The following is a 24688-nucleotide window of genomic DNA, read 5'->3' as shown; positions in this document are numbered from 1 at the left end:
ACGTGAATCACGCGAACGATTTTGACCCCGATGTTTGATCCACAGCCAAGTGCGGTTATCCACAGACCAATTGGCGATCCTGTGGACAACCACCCTCGGATTCACGGTGATTCGTCAACATCATCTGACGGCACGTGGCTTGCGGCGAGATGGTCCAAGGCCCTGGCCCGCACCTCTCGTTCGACGGCCAGCGTCACGAACTCGGCAGCCCGCTGCGGACCAACAAGGTGATGCACGGCCTTCATCGCCTTCTCGGGCAGCGCCACGAGACGGGTCCGGTCCGCCAAAGTCACCGGTTCGTCCGCGCCCAGGTGCCGGCGCAGTCGGCGGACCGCGAACAGGCGCATCGCGCGGGCCAGTTCGGCGTCCACCGTCTGCTGGGCGAGAGGCCGCAGCCGGCGTACGAGCGAGGCCGCTTCGGCCGCTTCCGCGTCCGTCGGGCGGTGCGAGCCGTCCAGGTAGCGGGCGAAGACATGCTCGGTGGTGAACTCCAGGAACCTGGAGGCGATGTGCTCGACCTGGACTCGCAACTCCCGTAGATGGCCCGCGATCGCGGACAGCGGAACCCCGGCGGAGTGCAACTCGACCGCGACAGCGAGCTCTTGCGGGCTGGGGACGAGGAAATGGTCGTCGTCACCCGGAACGGGCTTCAGCACGCCGAGCTCCATGGCCTCGGTCACTGCCGCGTCGTCGGAGATGCCGCCGAACCGGGCCGCGAGTTCGGAGCGCGAGACGCGTACCGCCTCCTCGTCGGTCCACGGCCCGTCCACCTCGGCGACCAGTCCGAGCACTCCGCCGAGGCCGCGCCCCGAGTCCCACGCCTCCAGGAGTTCCTTGATGGAGGCCAGGGTGTAGCCGCGGTCGAGGAGGCCGGCGATCCGGTGCAGCCTTTCGAGGTGCGCGTCGGTGTACACGTTGGCCCGGCCGCGGCGCTCCGGGCGGGGGAGCAGGCCGCGGTCCTGGTAGGCGCGGATCGTGCGGACCGTGGCGCCGCTGCGGTGGGCCAGGTCCTCTATCCGGTAGGCGGGCGGGTCCGGGGAGTCGGTCATCTGCGCGGTCCTGGTGGTGCACGGCGTCGGAGGCGGGTTGGTGCGGGGTCCGGCCGGCCCACCGCCCGGGGGCGGGCGGTGGGCCGGCGGCGGGCGAAACCGGCGGCCGGCGGACAGCCCGGGGGCGGGCGAAAACCGGCCGCGGGGACGGGCGAAACCGGAGGGCGGGGCCGGCCGAAACCGGCGGGCGGGGACGGGCCGCGGTTCACCGGCTCACAGCGGTGGGTCCAGCCTCGCCAGCGCCCGCAGCGCGCCCGGCATGAGCCGCGACAGGAGACGGGCGCCACGGGCCTCTGGGGTGACCGCGACCACGGCGTCGTCGCGCACGACGGCGCGCAGGATCGCGTCGGCGACCTTCTCCGGCGGATAGTTCCGCAGCCCGTAAAGCCGCGCGCTCCGCTTCTGGCGCCGCTTCTCCTCCTCGGCGTCCACGCCCGCGAAGCGCGCGGTCGAGGTGATGCCCGTGTTGACGATGCCGGGGCATATCGCGGTCACGCCGATCCCCCGGCCGGCCAGTTCGGCGCGCAGGCACTCGCTCAGCATCAGCACGGCCGCCTTGGACGTGCTGTACGCGGGCAGCGCCCTCGACGGCTGGAAGGCCGCCGCCGACGCGGTGTTGACGATGTGACCGCCCTGCCCGCGCTCCGCCATCTGCCGGCCGAAGAGGCGGCAACCGTGGATGACCCCCCACAGGTTGACGTCGAGGACCTTCCTCCAGTCCTCGGCGGTGGTGTCGAGGAAGGAGCCCGACAGACCGATCCCGGCGTTGTTGACCAGGACGTCCACCACGCCGTACTCGGCGGCGACCTTGGCGGCGAGCTTCTCCATGGCCTGCTCGTCGGAGACGTCGACCGTCTCCGCCCATGCCTCGGGGGCGCCCACCAGGCGGGACAGCTCGGCCGTGCGGGCCGCGGACTCGGCGTCCCGGTCGACGGCCACCACGCGGGCACCCGCCTCGGCGAACGCGAACGCCGTGGCCCGCCCGATACCGCTGCCCGCGCCGGTGACCAGGACGAGCTGCCCACCGAAGCGCTCGGCGTACTTCCCGGTGGCCGTCGCCGGCTTCGGCCGGCCGCTCTCCACCGAGGTGACGAACTCCGCGATCCAGCCCGACACCTGGTCGGGGCGGGTGCGGGGGATCCAGTGCTTGGCGGGCAGGGTGCGGCGCACCAACCGGGGCGCCCACGTCTCCAGTTCGTCGTAGAGCCGCTCCGACAGGAACGCGTCCTCGAGCGGGGTGACGAGCTGCACCGGCACGTGGGCGTACGCGTCCGCGCGGGGCCTGCGCAGCCGCGCGCGGACGTTGTCCCGGTACAGCCAGGCGCCGTGCGCCGCGTCCGAGGGCAGCGACGAGGTGGGGTAGTCGCCGGCGGGGACCTTCTCGACCCGCTGGAGGATCTTCGGCCAGTGCCGGCCCAGCGGTCCGCGCCAGGCCAGTTCGGGCAGTGCCGGAGTGTGCAGCAGATAGACGTACCAGGACTTCGCGCCCTGGCCGAGGAGCTGGCCGACCCGGCGCGGGGTGGGCCGCCGCAGCCGGCTGTTGATCCAGTGCCCGAAGTGGTCGAGGGAGGGACCGGACATCGAGGTGAAGGAGGCGATGCGCCCCTCGGTGCGCTTGACCGTGACGAACTCCCAGGCCTGCACCGAACCCCAGTCGTGGCCCACCAGGTGCACCGGCCGGCCCGGGCTGACCGCGTCCGCCACCGCCAGGAAGTCGTCCGTCAGCTTCTCCAGCGTGAACCCGCCGCGCAGTGGCCGAGGCGCCGTGGACCGGCCGTGTCCGCGGACGTCGTAGACGACGACGTGGAAGCGGTCCGCCAGTCGCGCGGCTACCTCGGACCACACTTCCTTGCTGTCCGGGTAGCCGTGCACGAGGACGACCGTCGGCCGCGAGGTGTCTCCCAGCTCGGCCACGCACAGCTCGACCCCGCCGGTCCGCACCCGGCGCTCCCGCGCGCCCCGGAGACTCACCTCTGTCACTTCTCCTCCGCCCAGCGCCGCACGTGCGGCAGATCGTCGTCCAGCCAGAAGGCGCTCTGCTCGGGGTCCCGGGAGTCGGTGACGACGAGGATCTCCTCGAACTTGGCGCCGGTGCCCCGGAAACCGAGGTGCGGTTCGACCGCCCACAGGCCCGGCCGCGGTGGGTGGTCGGAGAACCGGTACGGCGACCAGAGCGGCGACCAGCCCTCGCGGTGACCGCGCAGCGCGTCGGCGGCCAGGCCGCGCAGCGCCTGGGTGCCGAACCCGAACACCGTCGGTGACCAGCGGCGCCGCGCCACCCGGTCCACCTTGTGCGCGATCACCCCGAAGGGATACGCGCGGTGCCGGTTGGCGTAGCCCTGGCGGACCATGAGGCGGTCCACGTCCTCGTAGATCTCGCGCAGCGGCCGGCGCTCGCGCACCTCGCGCAGGATCAGCTCGCGGTGCGCCGCCAGGTCGTCCATCAGTCTGTCCTGCACCACATTGGGCCCGAGGGAACCCGAGTACCCGATGTCGGCCGTGTATCCGTCGAGCACGGGCGCCATGTCCAGGATGAAGGGCATCCCGGGCTCCAGCCTGCGGTCGGTGGGGAAGAACTGCAGGGGCAGGCGGAAGTTCACGAACGCCGTGCGGTCCCCGAACCAGGCGAAGGGCAGATGGAACCAGTCCCGCACGCCCCGCTCGCGCAGCCAGACGCGCTGCATGCGGGCCGCCTCCCGCTCGGTCACGCCGGGCGCCAGCCGCGCCGCGACCGCCTCGGCGCACGCGTACGCCAGGCGCTGCACCTTCCCGAACCCCCGCAGCTCCGCGGAGAGTTCACCCGGCACTGCCGTCGTCATGTCCTCGCCCCACCCTCGTGCCCGCCGACCGCGGTACGTGTCCGTAACGTGACACCGGTGAATGTGACAGTTGTTAGAGGCTGCGTCAATAGAGCGGTCGCGGCCTGTGGACAACCTCGCGGATGTGGACAACCAGGGGTGCGTTGTTCGACTTCAGGGGGACCCCTAGGGTCCCGTACGACTCGAGGCTGACCCCAAGACGACCCTGCGGTCTGACGACCGGAGTGGTCCGCGTCACTACTGTCGACGACGTGACTGTGATCGTGACCGAAAGCCTGAGCAAGCGGTTCCCCCGGGTGACCGCGCTTGACCGGCTCTCCGTGGACGTCGGGCCCGGTGTGACCGGACTCGTCGGAGCCAACGGAGCCGGCAAGTCCACACTGATCAAGATCCTGCTGGGTCTGTCCCCCGCCACCGAGGGCCGCGCCGAAGTGCTCGGACTCGATGTCGCCACCAAGGGCGCCGACATCCGCGAGCGGGTCGGCTACATGCCGGAGCACGACTGCCTGCCGCCCGACGTCTCGGCCACCGAGTTCGTCGTCCACATGGCGCGCATGTCCGGCCTGCCGCCCACCGCCGCCCGCGAACGCACCGCGGACACCCTGCGCCACGTCGGTCTCTACGAGGAGCGCTACCGCCCCATCGGCGGCTACTCGACCGGCATGAAGCAGCGCGTGAAGCTGGCGCAGGCCCTCGTGCACGACCCCCAGCTGGTCTTCCTGGACGAGCCGACCAACGGCCTCGACCCGGTCGGCCGCGACGAGATGCTCGGCCTGATCCGCCGTATCCACACCGACTTCGGCATCTCGGTCCTGGTCACCTCGCACCTGCTGGGCGAACTGGAACGCACCTGCGACCACGTCGTCGTGGTCGACGGCGGCAAGCTCCTGCGCTCCAGCTCCACCACCGACTTCACCCAGATCACCACGACCCTCGCGATCGAGGTCACCGACACCGACGAGCACCCGGACGGCACCCGCGCGGTGCGCGACGCGCTGCACGCGCGCGGGGTGGAGGTCCACGACGGCACCGGACTGCCGGGCGCCGGCCACGTCCTGCTGCTGACGGCCGACGGCGAGGAGACGTACGACCTCGTGCGCGACCTGGTCGCCGACCTCGGACTCGGCCTGGTGCGCATGGAGCAGCGCCGGCACCACATCGCGGAGGTCTTCACCGACAGCGACGAGCAGCGGAAGGAGGCGGTCGGCCATGGCGGTTGAGCAGCCCCTGCGGAGCCCGGCCACGACGCCGGGTGAACAGACCCGGATCCACAACATCGGCTACCGCACCTACGACGGCCCGCGCCTGGGCCGTGCCTACGCCCGCCGCTCGCTGTACTCGCAGTCCCTGCGCGGCGCCTACGGCCTCGGCCGCTCGGTGAAGTCCAAGGTGCTGCCGATGCTGCTGTTCGTGGTGATGTGCGTGCCCGCGGCCATCATGGTCGCCGTCGCCGTCGCCACCAAGGCGAAGGACCTGCCCGTCGACTACACGCGCTACGCGATCATCATGCAGGCCGTCATCAGCCTGTACGTCGCCTCGCAGGCGCCCCAGTCCGTCTCGCGCGACCTGCGTTTCAAGACCGTACCGCTGTACTTCTCCCGCCCCATCGAGACCGCCGACTACGTGCGCGCGAAGTACGCGGCGCTGGCCTCCGCCCTGTTCGTCCTCACCGCGGCCCCGCTCCTCGTGCTCTACGCGGGCGCGCTGCTGGCGAAACTCGACTTCACCGACCAGACCAAGGGATTCGCACAGGGGCTGGTCTCCGTGGCACTGCTCTCGCTGCTCTTCGCCGGCCTGGGGCTGGTCATCGCGGCGCTCACGCCCCGCCGCGGCTTCGGCATCGCGGCCGTGATCGCCGTCCTGACCATCTCCTACGGCGCGGTCTCCACGCTGCAGGCCATCGCCGACTCCCAGGGCAGCACCTCGGCCATCCCCTGGATCGGCCTCTTCTCGCCCGTCACGCTCATCGACGGCGTGCAGTCCGCGTTCCTCGGCGCCGCCTCGGCGGCCCCCGGCGCAATCGCCCCCTCCCACGGCGAGGGAGCGGTGTACGTCCTGGTCACCCTCGGCCTGATCGCCGCCGCCTACGGCCTCCTGACGCGCCGCTACCGAAAGGTCGGACTGTGACCACGCTCTCCATCGACCACGTCTCCCGCTGGTTCGGCAACGTGGTCGCCGTCAACGACATCACCATGACCATCGGTCCCGGCGTCACCGGCCTCCTCGGCCCCAACGGTGCCGGAAAGTCCACGCTGATCAACATGATGGGCGGCTTCCTGGCGCCCTCCACCGGCACCGTCACGCTCGACGGACAGCCGACCTGGCGCAACGAGCAGATCTACAAGCACATCGGCATCGTCCCCGAGCGCGAGGCGATGTACGACTTCCTCACCGGCCGCGAGTTCGTCGTCGCCAACGCCGAGCTGCACGGCCTCGGCGACAGGGCGGCGCAGAAGGCCCTCGCCACGGTCGAGATGGAGTACGCGCAGGACCGCAAGATCGACACCTACTCCAAGGGCATGCGCCAGCGCGTGAAAATGGCGTCCGCGCTGGTCCACGACCCGTCGCTGTTCCTGCTCGACGAGCCGTTCAACGGCATGGACCCGCGCCAGCGCATGCAGCTCATGAACCTGCTCCGGCGCATGGGCGACGAGGGCCGCACCGTGCTGTTCTCGTCCCACATCCTCGAGGAGGTCGAGCAGCTCGCCCGGCACATCGAGGTCGTCGTCGCCGGACGGCACGCGGCCAGCGGCGACTTCCGCAAGATCCGCCGCCTGATGACCGACCGACCGCACCGCTACCTGGTGCGCTCCAGCGACGACCGCGCGCTCGCGGCCGCGCTGATCGCCGACCCGTCCACGTCCGGTATCGAGGTCGACCTGGCGGAGGGCGCGCTGCGCGTCCAGGCCGTCGACTTCGGCCGCTTCACGGCGCTGCTGCCCCGGGTCGCCCGGGACAACGGCATCCGGCTGCTCACGGTCTCGCCGTCCGACGAGTCCCTCGAGTCCGTCTTCTCGTATCTCGTCGCGGCGTAGGAGGCCGAACAATGTACGACCCCACAGTCGCCCGGCTCACCTACCGGGCCCTGCTCGGCCGCCGCCGGGCCCTCATCCTCAGCGCGCTGCCCCTGCTGCTGATCGCCATCTCCATCGTGGTGCGCGGCCTCGCCGGCGCCGACGACCAGACGGCGTCGGACCTGCTGGGCGGCCTCGCGCTCGCCACGATGGTGCCGATCATCGGCGTCATCGCGGGCACCGGCGCGATCGGACCGGAGATCGACGACGGTTCCGTGGTGTACCTGCTGTCCAAGCCGTTGAAACGGCCGACGATCATCTTCACCAAGCTGATCGTCGCCGTCGCCGTGACGATGGTGTTCTCGGCGGTGCCGACGTTCATCGCGGGCCTCATCCTCAACGGCAACGGGCAGCAGATCGCCGTCGCCTACACGGTCGCCGCGCTGGTCGCCTCCATCGCGTACGCGGCGCTGTTCCTGCTGCTGGGCACGGTGTCGCGGCACGCGGTGGTCTTCGGGCTCGTCTACGCCCTCGTCTGGGAGGCCCTGTTCGGCTCCCTGGTGCCGGGCGCGCGCACGCTGAGCGTCCAGCAGTGGTCGCTGGCCGTCGCTCACAAGGTCGCCGGCGGAGACCTGGTCACCTCGGACGTAGGCCTCACCACGGCTACGGTGCTGCTGGTCGCGGTCACCGTGCTCGCCACCTGGTACGCGGGCCAGAAGCTGCGGTCGCTGAAGCTGGCGGGCGAGGAGTAGCCGCCGCCCTTGACGGGGGCTTCACGTCCGTACGGGGACACTGAACCGGACAACGCGCAGCGGGGAGGACGGGGATGGCAGGCGAGACGCCACAGGAGGACGGCCGCGGCCGGTCCGGCGACACCGTCTGGGACGAACTGGTCCTGGACGAGACGTTCATACGCTCCGCAGAGCAGTCGGAACCCTCCGCGCGGGCCCGGATGCTCGCCGCGCGCTGGCGCGCAGAGGCGCCCGAGCCGCAGCCCTGGCGCTCCGAGGAGCCACCCGCGGGCTGGTTCTTCAGCAAGGCACGTCGCCGCAGGTGGCGCCGCGGCTAGGAGCCGTCCGGCCGGTCGTGGTGGAGGAAGGCGCCGGAGCCTGTGGGGCGCCGGTGAGCGGGGCGGGGTGCGTGCGGCCGCAAGGCGGACCGGCGGAGACCGACGACGACGCCGCGGACGCGCGTGCCACACCCCGCGTCCGCGCCCTGATCGGCCGGACGGCTCCCAGGGCGGACGGCTCCCAGGGCGGACGGCTCCAGGGCGGACGGCTCCAGGGCGGACAGCTCCAGGGCGGACAGCTCCCAGGGCGGACGCCATCCGCCCCGAAATGGGTGGCGCCCCTTCCCGCCACCACGGCACAGTGGTGGGGACCCCGACGCCGGATCGCACCGGCGGCGGGTGCCGGGGCAGGAGCGGGGTGACGTCCGAGCGGGACGCCACGCCGAACTCCACTCGGCGCGGCCCCCGTCGGGCTCCGGAGCGCACACCTCCGTCGAGCGCGCAGGGGCTGCAGGGGGGCGGCCGCTTCGAGCACGCGACACGTTTCGCGTGGGCCGCTTCTCCCGCGCCGGGGCGGGCGGGTGGATCACGCGGCGCGGCACCACGCGACCCACCGCGCCACCCGCCCCGCCCCAGCGACCCGGTGTCACGGCCGCGAAGCCGGCCGGTGCGGCAGAGCGGCCAGCCCGGCGCAGCCATCCCCACGCTCGCCCTACGCGAAGTAACCCGCGCTCGCCCTACGCGGAGTCGGTCCCCGCCCGGCGGTCCGAGTCGCACGGCCGTCTACGCCAGCAGGCGTTCCAGGACCGTCGCGATCCCGTCCTCCTCGTGCGAGGACGTCACCTCGTCCGCGACCGCCTTGAGGTCCTCGTGGGCGTTCGCCATGGCCACGCCCCGGGCCGACCAGGCGAACATCGGGATGTCGTTGGGCATGTCGCCGAACGCGAGGGTGTCGGCCGCCCTCAGCCCGAGCCGACGGGCCGCTATGGACAGCCCCGTCGCCTTCGACAGGCCGAGGGGGAGCAGCTCGACGATGCCCTCGCCGGCCATCGCGACGGTGACGAAACCGCCCGCGGCACGCCGGGCCGCCTCGGCGAGCTGGTCGTCCGTCAGCGTCGGATGCTGGATGTAGATCTTGTTGAGCGGGGCGCTCCACAGGTCCGACACGTCGGTGAACGGCGTTGCCGGCAGGGCGCCGGTGAGCGCGTAGCCGGGACCCACCAGCACGTCGCCGTCCAGCCCGTCACGGCTCGCCGCGAGGAACAGCGGACCGACCTCCGCCTCGATCTTGGCCAGCGCCACCCCCGCCAGCTGACGGTCCAGGGTCACCGACGTCAGCAGGCGGTGCTCCCCGGCGTCGTACACCTGCGCCCCCTGACCGCAGACCGCGAGGCCCCGGTAGCCGAGGTCGTCGAGGATGTGCCGGGTCCAGGGCACGCCGCGCCCCGTCACCACGATGTGGGCCGCGCCCGCCGCGGTGGCCGCGGCGAGCGCCTCACGGGTGCGGAGGGAGACCGACCCGTCGGAGCGCAGCAGCGTTCCGTCGAGGTCGGTGGCGACGAGTCGGTAGGGGAAGACCGTGCTCACTTGGCGATCGGCTCCAGGACCTCTCGGCCGCCCAGGTAGGGGCGCAGCACCTCGGGCACCCGGACCGAACCGTCGGCCTGCTGGTGGTTCTCCAGGATCGCCACGATCGTGCGCGGTACGGCGCACAGCGTGCCGTTGAGCGTGGCCAGGGGCTGCACCTTCTTGCCGTCGCGCAGACGCACCGAAAGGCGGCGGGCCTGGAAGCTGTCGCAGTTGGAGGCCGAGGTCAGCTCGCGGTACTTGCCCTGGGTCGGGATCCACGCCTCGCAGTCGAACTTGCGGGAGGCCGACGCGCCGAGGTCGCCCGAGGCCACGTCGATCACCTGGAAGGGGAGTTCGAGGCCGGTCAGCCACTGCTTCTCCCACTCCAGGAGCCGCAGGTGCTCGTTCTCCGCGTCCGCCGGGTCGACGTAGGAGAACATCTCGACCTTGTCGAACTGGTGCACGCGGAAGATGCCGCGGGTGTCCTTGCCGTACGTCCCTGCCTCGCGGCGGAAGCAGGGCGAGAAGCCGGCGTAGCGCAGCGGCAGCTTGTCGGCGTCGAGGATCTCGTCCATGTGGTAGGCGGCGAGGGGGACCTCGGAGGTGCCGACCAGGTAGTAGTCGTCCTTCTCCAGGTGGTACACGTTCTCCGCGGCCTGGCCGAGGAAGCCGGTGCCCTCCATGGCGCGCGGGCGGACCAGCGCGGGGGTCAGCATCGGGACGAAGCCGGCCTCGGTGGCCTGCGCGATCGCTGCGTTGACGAGGGCGAGTTCCAGGAGCGCGCCCACGCCGGTGAGGTAGTAGAAGCGCGAGCCGGACACCTTGGCGCCACGCTCGACGTCGATGGCGCCCAGCGCCTCGCCGAGCTCGAGGTGGTCCTTGGGCTCGAAGCCCTCGGCGCCGAAGTCGCGGATGGTGCCGTGCGTCTCCAGGACGACGAAGTCCTCCTCGCCGCCGACCGGGACGTCGGGGTGCACGAGGTTGCCGAGCTGGAGCAGGAGACGCTTGGTCTCCTCGTCCGCCTCGTGCTGTTCGGCGTCGGCGGCCTTGACGGCGGCGGAGAGCTCGCCCGTGCGCCTCAGCAACTCGGCCTTCTCGTCCCCGGAGGCCTTGGGGATCAGCTTTCCGAGCGCCTTCTGCTCGGAACGGAGTTCGTCGAAGCGGACGCCGGACGACCTGCGCCGCTCGTCGGCGGACAGGAGAGCGTCGACGAGCGCGACGTCCTCTCCACGGGCGCGCTGCGACGCACGCACACGGTCGGGGTCCTCACGGAGCAGGCGAAGGTCAATCACGCGCTCAAGGCTACCGGTGCGGGGTGAGCCCTCACGACTCACTATTCCGAACTGCGGCTTACGTTGGGTTATGGGGGAGTTGCCGGGAGTGTTCGCACGCGTCAATAATGAGCGTCTCACTCCCTGGGACGGGGCAGCGGCCGGGCGCCCGGTTGACTCGATTTCCTTGGGCGGGGCGGGAATTGGCGAGTCGGTTGTCCACAGGAATCCACCCCTCCGAAGAGTTATCCACAGGCTGTGCGAAAGATCTGTGGACTTCGGAATTGATCATTCCGAGCGGGTGCGGTACATGATCAATTGCCGCCCGAAATCGTCCCGACGTCCACTTTCGAGTGGAAATGCGTCGCCCCAAAGGATTGACCGAAGGAAACAGGTGGACGAAGAGTGATGTGCTCCGCCGTGAACGTGATGAGTGGCTGCAGGGCGATTTGTCGACCAGATCGCCGTTCGTTGTCGACTTGTCCCCAGGTCGAGAAGCTTGCCTGTGGATAACTCCTGTGGATAGCGAAAATCTGCAGGTAGGACTGGCCGAAACCTGATGGAAACACGGACGGCGCCACTGGCACCGGCGATCCGCTCAGAACCGCCCGTCCTGGCAGCGCGCCACCCAGTCCGACGCCGCCACGAACTCCTCGTCCGAGGTCCCCGGCACGAGTGCCCGCATGCCCTCGGCCCCCACGTCGGCGCGCGGATACGAGCCGAGGAAGCGCACCTGGTGGCAGATCCGCTTGAGGCCCATCAGCGCCTCGGCGACCCGGCGGTCGGAGATGTGCCCCTCGGCGTCGACGCAGAAGCAGTAGTTGCCGATGCCCGCGCCGGTCGGCCGGGACTGCAGCAGCATCAGGTTGATGCCCCGGGCGGCGAACTCGCCGAGCAGGTCGCGCAGTCCACCGGGGTGGTCGTCGCGCTGCCACAGCACGACGGAGGTCTTGTCCGCACCGGTGGGCGCCGCGGGCCGGGCGGGCCGGCCGACCAGCACGAACCGCGTCTGCGCGTTCTCCGCGTCGTGGATGTCGGTCTCCAGGGGCACCAGACCGTACCGGGCGGCCGCGAACTCGCCGGCGAAGGCGGCGTCGTAGCGGCCTTCCTGGACCAGGCGGGCGCCGTCCGCGTTCGAGGCGGCCGACTCCCAGAGCACGTCCGGGAGGTTGGCCCGGAGCCAGTTGCGGACCTGTGGCTGGGCCGCCGGATGTGCGGTGACCGTCTTGATCTCCGACAGCTTGGTGCCGGGCCTGACCAGCAACGCGAAGGTGATCGACAGCAGCACCTCGCGGTAGATCATCAGCGGCGCGCCCGCCACCAGCTCGTCCAGGGTGGTGGTGATGCCGCCCTCGACGGAGTTCTCGATCGGCACGAACGCGGCCTCGGCCTCACCGGCCCGCACCGCGTCGAGTGCGGACTGCACGGACACGTACGGGATCAGTTCCCGGGTGGCCGTCTCCGGAAGTGTGCGCAGGGCGACTTCGGTGAAGGTGCCTTCGGGACCGAGATACGCATAGCTCGCTGGCATGGACTCACCCTAATGGGCCTGTGGAAGCCCGGCTCCCGCATCTCACGACAGACCCTCCCCCGGGTGAACCGGGACCCGGGGCGGTACCCGCGCGGGACCCCGGCGCGGCGCCGCGCGGCTCCCTCAGCTCTCCAGCAGCCGCTGTCCCACGTACTCCCCCGGCGCGGCCCCGCCCGGCACCGCGAACAGACCGCTCGCCTCGTGCCGTACGTACTGCGAGAGCGCGTCGCCCCGGTCGAGCTTGCGCTGGATGGGCACGAAGCCGCGCACTGGGTCGGCCTGCCAGCAGACGAAGAGGAGACCGGCGTCGGGCGTGCCGTCCGCGTCGATGCCGTCGTGGTAGGAGAACGGGCGCCGCAGCATCGCGGCCCCGCCGTTCTGGTCGGGCCGGGTGATCCGGGCGTGCGCGTTGACGGGGACGACCAGGTTTCCCCGCGCGTCCGTCTTCTCCAGGTCCATCGGGGTCGTCTCGGTGCCCCCGGACAGCGGCGCCCCGTCGGCCTTGCGGCGGCCGATGACGTTCTCCTGGGCGCCGGTCGAGAGCTTCTCCCAGTCGTCGAGGAGCATGCGGATACGGCGTACGACCGCGTAGGAGCCGTCGGCCATCCACGCGGGGTCGGCCGCACCGGAGGCCGGAACGAAGATCCGCGTGTCGAAGTCGGGCTCGGCCGGCTTCGGGTTGCGGGTGCCGTCCAGCTGGCCCATGAGGTTGCGGGCGGTCATGCGGTGGGCCGTGGCGCCGGGGGTGCGGTTGAAGCCGTTCATCTGCCAGCGGACGCGGGCCGCGCCGCCCGCGTCCTTCTGGATCGCGCGCAGGGCGTGGAAGGCGACGAGCGCGTCGTCGGCGCCGATCTGCACCCACAGGTCACCGTCGCTGCGGGCCTTGTCGAGGTGGTCGGAGGAGAAGCCGGGCAGCGGGTCGAGCGCGGCCGGGCGCTGCTTGTCCAGGCCGGTGCGGGCGAAGAAACCGTGCCCGAAGCCGAAGGTGAGCGTCAGCGAGGAGGGGCCGGCGTCCCGGGCGACATCCGTGTCGTCCTGGGCCGCCGCCTCGCCCGCCATCAGTCGCCGGGCCGTCTGCGACCAGCGGCGCAGCAGCGCGGCCGCCTCCTTGCGGCCCGCGCCCGCCGCCAGGTCGAAGGCGAGGAGGTGGCCGCGTGCCTGCAGGGGGTCGGTGATGCCGGGCTGATGTTTCCCGTGAAACATCACCTCGCCGGTGCCCAGGGAGGCAAGGGGTGCGGCCTCGGCGGGCCGGGCCGCGTATCCGGCGGCGGCGCCCGCCGCACCGAGCGCCAGCCCGGTGGCCCCGGCGGTTCCCAGCAGCCGCCGGCGCGAGACGCCTTCCTTGACGGCGGACGCATCACGCGGGGCGGTCGGCGAGGCCGGGTCGGTCCGCTCGGCCTGGTCGGTCCGGCCGTCGGTGGCGTTCTTCCGGCCGGGGCCGTCCTTGCGGCCGGTTCGGCCGGACCGGCCGGTGCGGGTGCTGGTCCCGGCCTCGGGAAGGGGCTGGTCAGGCATGGTTCAGTTCAGCCGATCTGCGCGTTCTTGGAGACGGTCGCCTGGTCGATGTCGGAGGTGCGCACGGTCACGGCGATCTTCCAGTCGCCGGCCAGCGGGATCTGCACCCCGCTCGCCGACCAGTGTCCGGTGGTGATGTGGTCGGGGACGACGGGCAGCGGTCCGATGTCCTTGGCGGCGAGGGTGAAGGCGACCTTGACCTCGGGGACGTCGAAGGCGCGGCCGTTGGGCCGCTGCACGTAGACGTGCATCTCGTTGCCGCCCACCCGTGCGGGGTCGAAGTCGACCCTGACGACGCCCTTGCCGTCCTCGCCGCCCGTGTCGAAGGACATGTCGAGGGTCAGTGCCCCGGCCGAGGAGTCCGACGAGCCCGTCGAGCCCGAAGAGGAGGAGGAAGAGGCGGACGAGGCGGCGGTGGCCGCCTTGGCGTCCTGCTCGGTGCGGCCGGGCTCGGTCTGGGTGAGCACGGTGGTGACGGCGAGCAGCACGACGGCGACGCCCGCCTCGGCGAGCACCGAGCGGCGCAGCCCGAACCGGGTGGGGTCCGCGTCCCGCAGCCGCTTGGTGCGGGTGGCGTCGACGGCGGCCCGCTGCCGGGCGAGCTGGGCGGCGCGCCGGGGGTCACCGGTGGTGGCGTCCGCGCCGGGCCGCCCCTTCCCACGGCCGGCGGAGCGTGCTCCGGCGTGCTCCTTCACCCGCCCCTCGACCAGCTCCCGTTCGACGGCCGACGTCTGCTTCCGGGCCCCGTCCTCTGCCCGCGCCTCCTCGTCCGGCTCGGCCGACTTCCGCGACCGCTTCCCGGCCGGCTCCGCCGCTCGTGTCCCGGAGTCCGTCTCCGCCCGGTCCTTCGCGGGCCGGCGGGCCGCCTCGGCGGCCGGTGCCGGCTGCGTCAGCCGGGCCGTCCAGCGCCGCGAGATCCACGCGATGCCGACCAGCAGCGTCACGAGTCCGATCTTGACGAGCAGCAGCTGTCCGTACCGCGTGTCGGTGAACGCCGACCAGGAGCCGAGCTGGCGCCACGACTGGTAGATCCCGGTCGCGACGAGGGCGACGACGCTGCCGAAGGCGAGGCGCGAGAAGCGCCGTACGGCGGCGCCGTCGACCGGGGTCTCCTCGGGGGCCCGGTAGAGCGCGACCAGCAGTGCGGTCAGTCCGCCGAGCCAGGTGGCGACGGCCAGCAGGTGGACGATGTCGACGGGCATCGCGATGCCGGGCTGGAGGCCGGTCGAGGCGTGCTCGGCCATGGCCCAGCTCGCGGCGAGCCCGGCGGCCACCACGGTTCCGCCGACGGCCAGCCCGAAGGTCAGGTCGCGCTTCTCCTCGTCCTCACGTTTGTCGTAGGCGCCGAAGAGCACGGCGATGAACAGGGCGCCGGCGGCGAGCAGCAGCAGCCGGGACACCAGGGCCGCGCCGGTCTTGGTCTGCAGGACCTGGCTGAGCAGGCTCAGGTCGAAGATGTCGCCGAACGACCCGCTGCCGGTGTAGGAGCCGCGCAGCAGCAGCAGCCACAGGGTGGCCGCGGTGAGCGCGACCCAGCCGGAGACGACGAGCCGTTGCATGGCCCGTACGCCGGAGCCGCGCTGCCAGCAGGCCAGCACGAAGGCGGCGCCGCCGACCAGGACGATGAAGCCGGCGTACGACATGTACCGGCCGAAGCCGTACAGCCAGCCGACGACCCCGCCGCCCGCGGCCTGCGAGGACACCGACACGGAGGTGGTCGAGGGGGCGCCGATGGAGAAGGTGTAGGCGCCCGCGACCGGATGGCTGTCCGCGGACACCACCTGGTAGGTGACGGTGTACGTGCCGTCGGACAGGCCGCTGTGCAGGCGTACGGCGTACGACGTGCCGCTCACGTCGGACGGTTTGCCGGTGTCGACGCGCTTGCCCTTGGGGTCGAGCACGCGCAGTGAGTCGTCGGACGTGGCGACCTTCTCGGAGAAGGTCAGCGTGACCTGGGTGGGTGCCTTGTCGACCACCACCCCCTGCTGGGGGTCGCTGCCGGTGAGTGCGGCGTGCGCGGAGGCCGGCCCGGCGCCGGCGAGGAGCATGCCGGTGGCGGCCAGGAGCAGCAGCACCAGCATCCGCACGCGGGGGGCGATGGTCTGGGTCAAGGTGGTCCCTCCCTCAGTGCCCGGTCTTCGGGGTGTACGTCGCCGGTTCGACCGGCATCGTCACGCGGACCGGGTCGGACGTGGCGAAGTGCAGCTCGACCGACACCGTCTGGCCCTGTTTCGGTTGGCGCTTCAGCTTCTCGAACATCAGATGGTTGCCGCCGCTTTTGAACACGAGTTGACCGTGGGCGGGCACGGTGAGGCGGTCGACCTGCTCCATCGCGCCGCCGACGGTCCGGTGCACGGTGACCGCGCCGGCCTCCGCGCTGGTGACCGAGGTCAGCTCGTCCTTCGTACCGCCGTCGTTGACGATCGTCAGGAAGCCGGCGGCCATGGAGTCCGAGACGGGCTGCGGCATGTAGGCGGAGACGACGGAGAGCGCGGCGGAGGAGCCGTCCGATCCGCAGCCCGCGAGGGCCAGGGTGCCGGCCACGGCCACCGCCGCAAGGGCGAGCCGTCTCACGGCCTGGCCCCCTTGATGATCTTGGGCAGGTCCTTGGTGTAGTCCTGGACGGTGGCGTCCTCGCCGTAGAGGAGGTAGCCGGCGTCGGTCTTCGGCGAGAAGGCGATGACCTGGGTGCCGTGGACGGAGACGAGCTTGCCGTTCTTGTCCTTGTGCGTCGGCTCGATGGTGATGCCGAGGGTGCGCGCGCCGGCCTGGATGGTGGCGAAGTCGCCGGTCAGGCCGATGATCTGGCTGTCGATGCCCTTCAGCCACTTGCCGAGTTCGGCGGGGGTGTCCCGGCCCGGGTCGGTGGTGACGAACACGATGCGCAGCCGGTCCTGCTGGGCCTTCGGCAGCTGCTTCTTGGCGACGGCGAGGTTGTTCATCGTCAGCGGGCAGATGTCGGGGCAGTGCGTGTAGCCGAAGTAGACGAGGGTCGGCCTGCCCGCGGTCTCCGCGCGGAGGTCGTACTTCTTGCCGTGGGTGTCGGTGAGGACGAGGTCCGGCTTCTCGAACGGCTGGTCGAGGACGGTGGCGGCCCCGTCCGCGCCGGCGTCCTCGGAGACCACGGCGACGGGTGACGTGCCGTCGTCACCGCTGCCGCAGGCGGAGAGGGTCAGTGTGGCGGCGGCGAGGACCGCGGCCACGGCGAACGTCTTCTTGCGCATACTGCATTCTCCTGGGAGGAGGCCCCCGGACCCCGGCCGGAAGACCGTGAGCCGGGACACGGGGGCGTCCCTGTGATGGTTCCTGTGGTGCGGGTCGGGTCTCAGGCGTCGGTGCGGCGGCGGCCGGCGAGCACGCCGTACGCCACGCCCAGCAGGCCGACGACGATGCCCACCGCGCCCAGCACCCGGGCGGTGGTGTCGCTGCCGTCGGCGGACGAGGTGGTGTCCGCGGCGGTCGCCTTCGCGTCGTCGGAGGTCTTCTCCGCGGCGTTCTCCGCGGTGGCGCCGTGGGCGTGCTCGTCGCCGGCGGCGGACAGGGTCAGGACCGGGGCCGGGTTCTCGGGCTCCTCCTTGCCGTCCTCCTGCGCCTCGATCCAGCGCACGACCTCCTTGTCGGAGTACGTCTGGAGGGCCTTGAAGACCAGTTCGTCGGCGTCCTCGGGCAGGGCGCCGACGGAGACCGGGAACTTCTGGAAGAAGCCGGGCTGGATGCCCTTGCCATCGGCGGTCCAGGTGATCTTCGAGACGGCCTCGGTGATCTTCTCGCCGTGCATCTCCAGCGGTTCGGCGAGCTTGGCCTTGGTGACCTTGATGGTCCAGCCGTCGATCGGTTCCGGCATCGCCGAGGCCAGCGGGTGGTCGGTCGGGAAGCTGACCTCGAGCTTGGTGGTGGAGGCGTTGTCGCGCTCGTTGGGGACCTTGAAGTCGACGACCGCGTAACCGCCCTTGGCGGCGGCTCCCTCGGGCTGCACGGAGACGTGCGCGAAGGCGGGCGTGGACAGGACGGCGACGGCGGTGGCGGCGACGGCGCCGGTGGCGGCGACACGAGAGGCCTTCATGCAGAGCACTCCACTTCGAGTGGGAACCCGCGGGATCCCGGCGGGTGCCGGGGTGTGCGGCGGGTTCGGTCGGTTCGGCGGATTCCGGTGATGACGAGGGGTACGCGCGCGGGGGCGTGACCGGTCACGGGAGTGCGAACGGCACGCGGGTGCGCGGGTGTGCGCGCCGCACGGCGGCGGCCCCTCGGCCACCGGGCGTGGATCCACGGGAAGTGGGTCCACGGCAGGTGGGTGCACCGGAGCGGGTCCACGGGAGGTGGGTCCGCCGGGAGTAGAGAGGTGGTCGCGTCGCGTCAGGCGGCGAGCAGGAGCGTGGCGGCGGCGGGCGGGCCGCGCCTGATCACCGTGTGCTGGAGTGCGGTGGTGCGCGGGCCGGGCGGCGCGAGCAGGGTGGTGCGGGGGCGGCGCGGGCCGAGTTCGGGGGCGCCCGGGAGCCCGGCACGCAGGGCGCGCACCAGCGCGAGCGCCCCGCGCAGGGACCGCATGAGCGCCCCCTCGGTGACCGCGTGGGCGGAGTGCGCCGAGAGTTCGGCCAGCCGCAGCAGGGCCAGATCGCCGCGGCGCAGCAGCCATCCGGTGGCGAGTGCCGCGAGCAGGTGCGCGAGCAGCATCGGCAGGGACGGCAGCAGCGACATGGAGCCCGCGGGGGCGGGCACGGCGTCCGCCGGGTGGTTCATGGCGCTCATGCCGGTGGCCGGATAGATCCGGGCGTCGACCAGCATCCGGTAGGCGTGGGCGGGGCTGATCGCGGCCGCCGTGGTCCCGCAGGCGATCCGGGCCGCCTGCTGGACGAGCGAGGCGTCGGACAGCACGGCACCGGACGCGGGCGAGCCGGAGCCCATCGGCATCGTCGCGGTGGCCGCGGTGGCCGCCGTCGCGTGCGAGCCCAGTCCGAACAGGGTGTGCAGCACGGCCTGGCCGAGCGCGAGCAGCGTGACGATCCCCGGCAGCGACCGCGTGCGTCCGGCGAGCGGCACCGCCACCAGGAGGACCCCCAGGAAGGCCGCGCCCAGCGTCCACAGCGGAACCGCGGCGCAGGAGGCGAGGGTGTGCCCGGCCGCGGCCAGCACGACACAGACCGCGGCGAACACCGCGGCCCGCAGGAGCCGGAGAACCGGTCCGGAGCGTGCCGTGCGTGGGTGGGGGGCAGTCATGGCGGGCTCATCATCGCACCGGCCCCTCGGCCGCCGTACGGCAGGTCCGCAAGATGAGGTACGACCGGAAGGTCACCCTCTGGTACCGGCCGCCCCACATACACCGCCGGTTGCGCGTGGCGCATCGCCCGTATGGGCGGCGTCACGTCAACTCTGTGCTTACACACGGGCACGGGCGGCAATACGTAACGGTATGTCGAGCCGCGGCCGGGAGGCTGGAGCATGAGCATCTGGTGGTCACTCCATTTGCGGCGCGAGGCTGCGAGCGTTCCGCTCGCCCGGCGCCTGCTGCTCGGCACGATGGAGTCGGCGGGGGTCGATCCCGACATCTCCTACGACCTGTCCGTCGCCCTGAGCGAGGCGTGCGCGAACGCCGTCGAGCACGGCGGGCGCACCGGGCAGCGCGGAGACTCCTCGGAGGCCTACCGCGTCACCGCCTACCTCGACGGCGAGAAGTGCCGGATCGAAGTGGCCGACTCGGGTCCCGGGTTCGCCCGCGCCCAGGCCGTCGTGCGGCCCGCGCCCGCCCCCGTCGGCGCCGAGCACGGGCGCGGTCTCTGTCTCATCCAGGAGCTCGCCGACCACGTCCACATCGGCAACGAGCCGGGCCGGGGCGGCGCCGTGGTGCGCTTCGACAAGATCCTCAAGTGGAAGACGGATCCGTCACTGCTGACGGCCTGACCCGTACGAAGGGCTCTGGGCGGCACCGCGGTCCCGTGCGCCGCACACCGCACCCCCAGGGGGAGCGACGGGTTCCGGACTTTCCGGCATTCTCAGCCCGCGCACAGCACACGCTCACGCGTCTGACTGGCTCCCTTCCTACCTTCATGTCCATGACGGGAAAGCACAGCAACACCACCATCACCCGGCGCCGCGCGCTCGCGGTCACCGGGGGCACGGTCGCGGCCGGCGGCCTGGCCGTCGCCGGCTACCAGTCGGCCTTCGCGGACGACGCGACCGCCGCAGACGCCTCCCCCACCTCCACCGCCGGCACCTGCATGACCCTGATGTCGAGCGTCACCGAAGGGCCCTACCACCTCGACGGCGCCCTCGTGCGGAAGGACATCACCGAGGGCAAGAGCGGAGTCCCGCTGACGCTGCGCCTCACCGTCGTCGACGCCACCGACGGCTGCACCCCGGTGCCCGGCGCGGCCGTGGAGATCTGGCACTGCGACGCCTGGGGCTACTACTCCGGCTACACCACGGCCAACCCCGGCGGCTCGGCCCCGGCCGAGAGCGAGGACGGCTCGACCGCCGACGACCAGACCTATCTGCGCGGCTACCAGATCGCCGGCGCGGGCGGGGTCGTCAAGTTCGAGACGATCTTCCCGGGCTGGTACACCCCGCGCACCTGCCACATCCACGTCAAGGTGCACACCGGCGGCGAGAAGGCGGACGGCACCTACGAGGGCGGCAAGGTCAACTACACCGGCCAGCTGTTCTTCGCCGACGACATCGCCGAGGAGATCTTCACCCTGCAGCCGTACGCGAAGCACTCCGGGAGCTACACCACCCTCGACGACGACATGGTGTACGACGGCGGCGGCGCCGCCAGTGGCCTCCTGACCCTCAAGGCCGTCCACAAGAAGGACCCCTCCAAGGGCTACAAGGGCTCCCTGACCCTCGCCGTCGACCCCGACGCCGAGAACACCGGCGCGGGCAGCGGCGGCGGCACCCCGCCGAGCGGTTCCCCCGGTGACGCCCCGACCGGGACCCCGCCCGGTGGCGCCCCGAGCGGCAGCGCCTCCCCGTCGGCCTCGGCGTCCTCGTGAGGCACGGGCCATGAGCAGTCCCGAGGACGGGACGCTCGCGCGGGCCGCCGTGGACGCGCTGACCGGGCAGCTGGCCCTGCTGCCCAAGCCCGGCCTGCCGGACCCGCGCGACCTCAGGGCCCGCGCGAGCGGGGCGGACCACTGTGCGCTGCGCTGGTCGGCCAAGGCGCTCACCCCGGGTCTGGTGGCGATGGCGGCCGCCGCCCGCCGTACGGGGGAGGCCACCCCCCGGCTCCGGGAGGAGCTCGGCGCGATCGGGCGGTGCACCGAGCACTCGGTTGCCCTCGCGGGCGGCGGCCACCGGGGTGCCCTGTGGGCGCTCGGCCTGCTGGTCGCGGCGACCGCCCTCGAGCCCGGCGCGGCACCGGCGGACGTCGCCGCGGCCGCCAAGCGCATCGCCGCGCACCCCGACAGACGGGCCCCGCGGCGGCCCTCACGGGGGTCCTCGGTGTCGGCGAAGTACGGCGCCGCCGGAGCCCGCGGCGAGGCGCGGGCCGGATTCCCGCACGTACGGCGGGCGTTGGGCGCGCTCGCCGCGACCCGCTCGGCCGGGGCGACCGAACCGCAGGCCCGGCTGGACGCCCTGCTCACCGTGATGTCCACCCTCCAGGACACCGAACTCCTGCACACCATCGGCCCGTTGGGGCTGCGGCTCGTCCAGGCGGGGGCCCGCGGGGTCCTGGAAGCGGGCGGCACGGCGACGGAGGCGGGCCGGCAGGCGCTGTCCGCGTTCGACGCCGACCTGCACGTGCGCGCGTGGAGTCCGCGGGGCAGCGCGGGCCTGCTGGCCGGCGCCCTGTTCCTCGACTCGCTGTCCGCGCCGGTCAGTTCGCGGGCACGGGCCGCCTGATCTCCTCGCACGCCCGGCCGGCGGCGGCCCTCCGCGCCGCCGGCCCCATCGCGTACGAGGCCGCGAGCGTGACCGCGCCCAGCAGCAGCCAGCCCGGTGTTCCCCACTCCACCAGCAGCGAGGTCAGCACGAGCGGGCCGAGGGTGCGGGCCACCGTGACGCCCGTCCCGAAGAAGCCCTGGTACTCGCCGACGCGGCCGGCCGGGGCCAGGTCGAACGACAGTTGCCAGGACCCCGCCGACTGCCCCATCTCGGCGGCCACCTGAAGCACCGCCCCCACCACCAGGACGCCCACGGCCGTCCAGGGGGAGACCCCGGCCGACAGCGCGAACACCGCGCACGCGCCGAGCATCACCCAGCCCGACCGCCGCACCGCGCGCGTGGCCGACGCGAGCCCGGTCACCCCGCGCGCGGTCCGCACCTGGAAGGCCATCACCGCACCGGTGTTGAGCACGAACAGCGCGGAGACCAGCCAGGTCGGCGCGGCGGTCCGCTCGGCGATCCACAGCGGCAGCCCGAGACTCAGCAACGGCATCCGCAGCAGCAACACCGTGTTGAGCAGGGTCAACGCGACGTACGGCCGATCCCGCAGGACACCGGAACGGCGCGGGTCCCGCACCGCGCCGGACCCGCCCACGCGCGCTGCCCCGACGGCCGCCCCGGCCCCGCCCGCGCCCACCGCCCCGACGGCCGCCCCGGACGCGCCCACGCCCGCTGGTCCGCCGGGCACGCCCGCCGACCCGACATCCGCCCCGGACGTACCCGCGCCCGCCGCCCCGACACCCGCCTCGGACATACCCGCGCCCGCCACCCCGACATCCGCCCCGGCCGTACCCGCGCCCGCCGGCCCACCCGCCGCACTGCCCCGCACCGCCGCCCCCGCCGGCGGCAGCCGCAGCAGCACCCCCGCGCAGACCAGGAAACTCACCGCGTCCAGTGCGAACACCCCGAGGTAGGCCGCCCGTGTCCCGGTGTGCAGGGCGAGACCGCCCACCCCGGCGCCCAGCGCCAGACCGGCGTTGAACGTCGCCTGGAGGTGGGCCAGCAGCCCGGTGCGTTCCCCGGCGGACACCAGCCCGGCGAGCAGCGCCTGCCGGGCCGCGGCCAGTCCCGACTGGGCGGACGCGTAGGCGCAGGCCGCCGCCACGAAGGGCAGGAAGCTCCGCACGACCAGGAAGGACGCCACCGCCAGTCCGGTGGCCAGGGCCAGCAGCACCGCCGTGCCGCGCGCCCCGCGCCGGTCCGCGAGCCGTCCCAGCGGCACGCCCACCAGGGAACCGACCGCCCACGCGAGGGTCAGCCCGAGGCCCACGCGCGCGGGGGCGAGGCCCACGACGTGGGTGAAGTAGAGCGCGGAGGTCACGTAGTAGGCGCCGTCGCCGACGGAGTTGGTCAACTGGGCCAGCGCCAGGACGCGTCGGGGGCCCGGAGGCGGGACGAGCGGGTTCGTCATGGCACCGAGCCTAGGAGCGGAGTGGGTCTCCCAGTAGGCCCAATACAGAGCCCATTCAGTGGTCCAATCCGGGTGCCCGGCCGCGTCGACTCAGTCGCTCTCCAGCACCTTGACCAGCACGTCCAGCGCCTCCGGGAACATCCGCTCCCGAGGTGTCCCGTACCCCACGACGAGTCCCTGCGGCCGGTTCGCGCCGCCCGGTGCGTGCCAGTGGTCGCCCAGCTGCCCGACGGCGAGGCCCTCCTCCTCGGCCCGCGCCAGCACCGCCGCCTCGTCGGCGACCTCCACCAGGGCGTGCAGCCCGGCCGCGATCCCGCGCACGGGCCGGCGCGGGCCCAGCCGGTGCAGCAACTGGTCCCGGCGGCGCCGGTAGCGCAGCCGGCACGCGCGCACGTGACGGTCGTAGGCATGGCTGTCGATCAGTTCGGCGAGCGCCAACTGCCCGATGGTCTCGGTGTGGTGGTCGCTGTGCAGCTTGGCGTCGGCGACCGGGTCGACCAGGTGCGGGGGCAGCACCATCCAGCCGAGCCGCAGCGCGGGTCCCAGGGTCTTGGAGGCGGTGCCGAGGTAGGCGACCTGCCCCGGCGCCATTCCCTGGAGGGCGCCGACGGGCTGCCGGTCGTAGCGGAACTCCCCGTCGTAGTCGTCCTCGACGATCAGTCCGTCCCGCGCGCGGGCCCAGTCGGTGAGCGCCCGCCGTCGCTCGGGGTGCAGGGTCACGCCCGTCGGGTACTGGTGGGCGGGCGTGAGGACCACCGCCGCCGCCCCGTCCAACCCCTCGGGCACGGCGCCCAGTTCGTCGACCCGCACCGGCAGCACGCGCCCGCCGCCCTGGCGCACCACCTCCCGGTGGAAGGGCAGGCCCGGGTCCTCCATGGCGATCCCGGCCCCGCCCAGGACGCGCGTGAGCAGCGACAGACCCTGCACGTATCCGGAGGTGATCACGATCCGTTCCGGCGGCGCGACCACTCCGCGCGCCCGCCCCAGGTACCCCGACAGCGCGGTGCGCAGTTCGAGCCGGCCGCGCGGGTCCCCGTAGTCGTACGCCAGCGAGGGCGCCGTCGCGATCGCGCGGCGCAGCGCCCGCAGCCAGGCGGCGGCCGGGAACGTCCCGACGTCGGGACTGCCGGGCCGCAGGTCGAGCCGGGGCACCCGGGCGCGGGCCGCCGCTCCCGGCAGCCGCTCGTCCGAGGACGGCAGGGCGGCGACCTGGGTGCCCGAGCCCTGCCGCGCCGTGAGGTATCCCTCGGCGACCAACTGGTCGTAGGCCGCCTTCGCGGTCCCGCGCGAGACGCCCAGCTCGGTCGCCAGCCGCCGGGTCGCCGGCAACCGGGCCCCCGGCGTCAGCCGGCCGTCCCGCACGGCCTCGCGCAGCGCCCGTTCGAGCCCGGCCCGGCGTCCGTCCGCCGCGTCCGGTTCCAGATGCAGATCGACACCGACACCCGACCAGAAGTCGTCCACGAACCCCCCACGTGAGTACCGCTCCCCCTCGGGGACGCGGAGTTGCAACCGACCACGGCCCCGCCACACCGGCGGGACCGGACTCCGGGTACCCGCGGACACCCCACCGTCCACCCGCGACCGGAGGACCGCCGCCCCGCCCGCCGGCGCGCCACCCC

The 24688-nt window shown here is 72.8% G+C and carries 22 protein-coding genes; 8 read left to right on the top strand and 14 right to left on the bottom strand.

Going from position 1 to position 24688, the window contains the following annotated elements:
• Positions 1-101: 101 nt before the first annotated feature.
• The 3 genes from ABZT03_RS00705 to ABZT03_RS00695 all read right to left on the bottom strand — a co-directional run bounded on the left by ABZT03_RS00705 (position 102) and on the right by ABZT03_RS00695 (position 3868).
• Positions 102-1049, bottom strand: a complete 948-nt coding sequence (locus ABZT03_RS00705; RefSeq protein WP_356031566.1) for a MerR family transcriptional regulator — start codon at positions 1047-1049, stop codon at positions 102-104.
• 213 nt (positions 1050-1262) lie between these two features.
• Positions 1263-3020 carry an SDR family oxidoreductase gene (locus ABZT03_RS00700; protein ID WP_356031564.1) on the bottom strand — a complete coding sequence of 586 codons (1758 nt, stop codon included), beginning with the start codon at positions 3018-3020 and terminating at the stop codon, positions 1263-1265.
• A gap of 5 nt (positions 3021-3025) precedes the next feature.
• Positions 3026-3868, bottom strand: a complete 843-nt coding sequence (locus ABZT03_RS00695) for a M24 family metallopeptidase (protein WP_356031562.1) — start codon at positions 3866-3868, stop codon at positions 3026-3028.
• Positions 3869-4125: 257 nt separating this feature from the next.
• Between ABZT03_RS00695 and ABZT03_RS00690 the strand changes: the two genes are divergently transcribed.
• From ABZT03_RS00690 to ABZT03_RS00670, 5 genes are all read left to right on the top strand, one after another.
• On the top strand, positions 4126-5088 hold the full coding sequence (locus ABZT03_RS00690) for an ABC transporter ATP-binding protein (RefSeq protein ID WP_356031950.1): 963 nt from the start codon (positions 4126-4128) through the stop codon (positions 5086-5088).
• Positions 5078-5995: an ABC transporter permease gene (locus ABZT03_RS00685; RefSeq protein ID WP_356031560.1), complete on the top strand. Its 918-nt coding sequence runs from the start codon at positions 5078-5080 to the stop codon at positions 5993-5995. The genes ABZT03_RS00690 and ABZT03_RS00685 overlap by 11 nt, the downstream gene beginning before the upstream one ends.
• A complete protein-coding gene (locus ABZT03_RS00680; protein ID WP_356031558.1) occupies positions 5992-6903 on the top strand; it encodes an ABC transporter ATP-binding protein in 912 nt (303 codons plus the stop codon). The genes ABZT03_RS00685 and ABZT03_RS00680 overlap by 4 nt, the downstream gene beginning before the upstream one ends.
• Before the next feature lie 11 nt (positions 6904-6914).
• The gene (locus ABZT03_RS00675; protein ID WP_356031556.1) at positions 6915-7634 is read left to right on the top strand and encodes an ABC transporter permease; all 720 of its coding nucleotides are present in this window, start codon (positions 6915-6917) and stop codon (positions 7632-7634) included.
• Between the two features lie 74 nt (positions 7635-7708).
• Complete coding sequence (locus tag ABZT03_RS00670; RefSeq protein WP_356031554.1) at positions 7709-7951, top strand: hypothetical protein; 243 nt, start codon at positions 7709-7711, stop codon at positions 7949-7951.
• A gap of 723 nt (positions 7952-8674) precedes the next feature.
• On the opposite strand, the gene ABZT03_RS00665 is transcribed toward ABZT03_RS00670, so the two are convergent.
• From ABZT03_RS00665 to ABZT03_RS00625, 9 genes are all read right to left on the bottom strand, one after another.
• The gene (locus ABZT03_RS00665) at positions 8675-9478 is read right to left on the bottom strand and encodes an HAD family hydrolase (RefSeq protein WP_356031551.1); all 804 of its coding nucleotides are present in this window, start codon (positions 9476-9478) and stop codon (positions 8675-8677) included.
• Positions 9475-10752, bottom strand: a complete 1278-nt coding sequence (serS, locus tag ABZT03_RS00660; RefSeq protein ID WP_356031548.1) for a serine--tRNA ligase — start codon at positions 10750-10752, stop codon at positions 9475-9477. Before serS ends, ABZT03_RS00665 begins: the two co-directional genes overlap by 4 nt.
• Positions 10753-11329: 577 nt before the next feature.
• Entirely contained in the window at positions 11330-12262 is a 933-nt protein-coding gene (gene pheA, locus ABZT03_RS00655) for a prephenate dehydratase (RefSeq protein ID WP_356031546.1), read from the bottom strand.
• A 123-nt stretch (positions 12263-12385) separates the two neighbouring features.
• Positions 12386-13777 (bottom strand): iron uptake transporter deferrochelatase/peroxidase subunit, encoded by a 1392-nt coding sequence (efeB, locus tag ABZT03_RS00650; RefSeq protein ID WP_356031543.1) that lies wholly within the window; start codon positions 13775-13777, stop codon positions 12386-12388.
• Positions 13778-13785: 8 nt separating this feature from the next.
• The gene (locus ABZT03_RS00645) at positions 13786-15888 is read right to left on the bottom strand and encodes a copper resistance protein CopC (RefSeq protein WP_356031540.1); all 2103 of its coding nucleotides are present in this window, start codon (positions 15886-15888) and stop codon (positions 13786-13788) included.
• A gap of 13 nt (positions 15889-15901) precedes the next feature.
• Positions 15902-16351, bottom strand: a complete 450-nt coding sequence (locus tag ABZT03_RS00640) for a copper chaperone PCu(A)C (protein WP_356031538.1) — start codon at positions 16349-16351, stop codon at positions 15902-15904.
• Positions 16348-17001, bottom strand: a complete 654-nt coding sequence (locus ABZT03_RS00635; protein ID WP_356031535.1) for an SCO family protein — start codon at positions 16999-17001, stop codon at positions 16348-16350. The genes ABZT03_RS00640 and ABZT03_RS00635 overlap by 4 nt, the downstream gene beginning before the upstream one ends.
• Before the next feature lie 101 nt (positions 17002-17102).
• Positions 17103-17840: a YcnI family protein gene (locus ABZT03_RS00630; protein WP_356031533.1), complete on the bottom strand. Its 738-nt coding sequence runs from the start codon at positions 17838-17840 to the stop codon at positions 17103-17105.
• A 293-nt stretch (positions 17841-18133) separates the two neighbouring features.
• Positions 18134-18994 carry a hypothetical protein gene (locus tag ABZT03_RS00625; RefSeq protein WP_356031529.1) on the bottom strand — a complete coding sequence of 287 codons (861 nt, stop codon included), beginning with the start codon at positions 18992-18994 and terminating at the stop codon, positions 18134-18136.
• Positions 18995-19216: 222 nt separating this feature from the next.
• Here ABZT03_RS00625 and ABZT03_RS00620 point away from each other — a divergent pair, with 222 nt between their 5' ends.
• The 3 genes from ABZT03_RS00620 (at position 19217) to ABZT03_RS00610 (ending at position 21616) form a co-directional block, all read left to right on the top strand.
• A complete protein-coding gene (locus ABZT03_RS00620; RefSeq protein ID WP_356031527.1) occupies positions 19217-19675 on the top strand; it encodes an ATP-binding protein in 459 nt (152 codons plus the stop codon).
• A 152-nt stretch (positions 19676-19827) separates the two neighbouring features.
• Positions 19828-20766, top strand: coding sequence for an intradiol ring-cleavage dioxygenase (locus ABZT03_RS00615; RefSeq protein WP_356031524.1), 939 nt, complete (start codon positions 19828-19830; stop codon positions 20764-20766).
• Between the two features lie 10 nt (positions 20767-20776).
• On the top strand, positions 20777-21616 hold the full coding sequence (locus ABZT03_RS00610) for a triphosphoribosyl-dephospho-CoA synthase (protein ID WP_356031521.1): 840 nt from the start codon (positions 20777-20779) through the stop codon (positions 21614-21616).
• On the opposite strand, the gene ABZT03_RS00605 is transcribed toward ABZT03_RS00610, so the two are convergent.
• Together ABZT03_RS00605 and ABZT03_RS00600 are read right to left on the bottom strand one after the other, a co-directional pair.
• Complete coding sequence (locus tag ABZT03_RS00605; protein WP_356031519.1) at positions 21591-23069, bottom strand: MFS transporter; 1479 nt, start codon at positions 23067-23069, stop codon at positions 21591-21593. The genes ABZT03_RS00610 and ABZT03_RS00605 overlap by 26 nt on opposite strands.
• A 90-nt stretch (positions 23070-23159) precedes the next feature.
• Entirely contained in the window at positions 23160-24530 is a 1371-nt protein-coding gene (locus ABZT03_RS00600) for a PLP-dependent aminotransferase family protein (protein WP_356031516.1), read from the bottom strand.
• Between the last annotated feature and the right edge of the window lie 158 nt (positions 24531-24688).

This window comes from Streptomyces sp. NPDC005574 (genome assembly GCF_040605435.1).
Lineage (GTDB): Bacteria > Actinomycetota > Actinomycetes > Streptomycetales > Streptomycetaceae > Streptomyces.
Note: the sequence above shows the minus strand (reverse complement) of the source record. Positions and strands in the feature narration are given on the sequence as shown.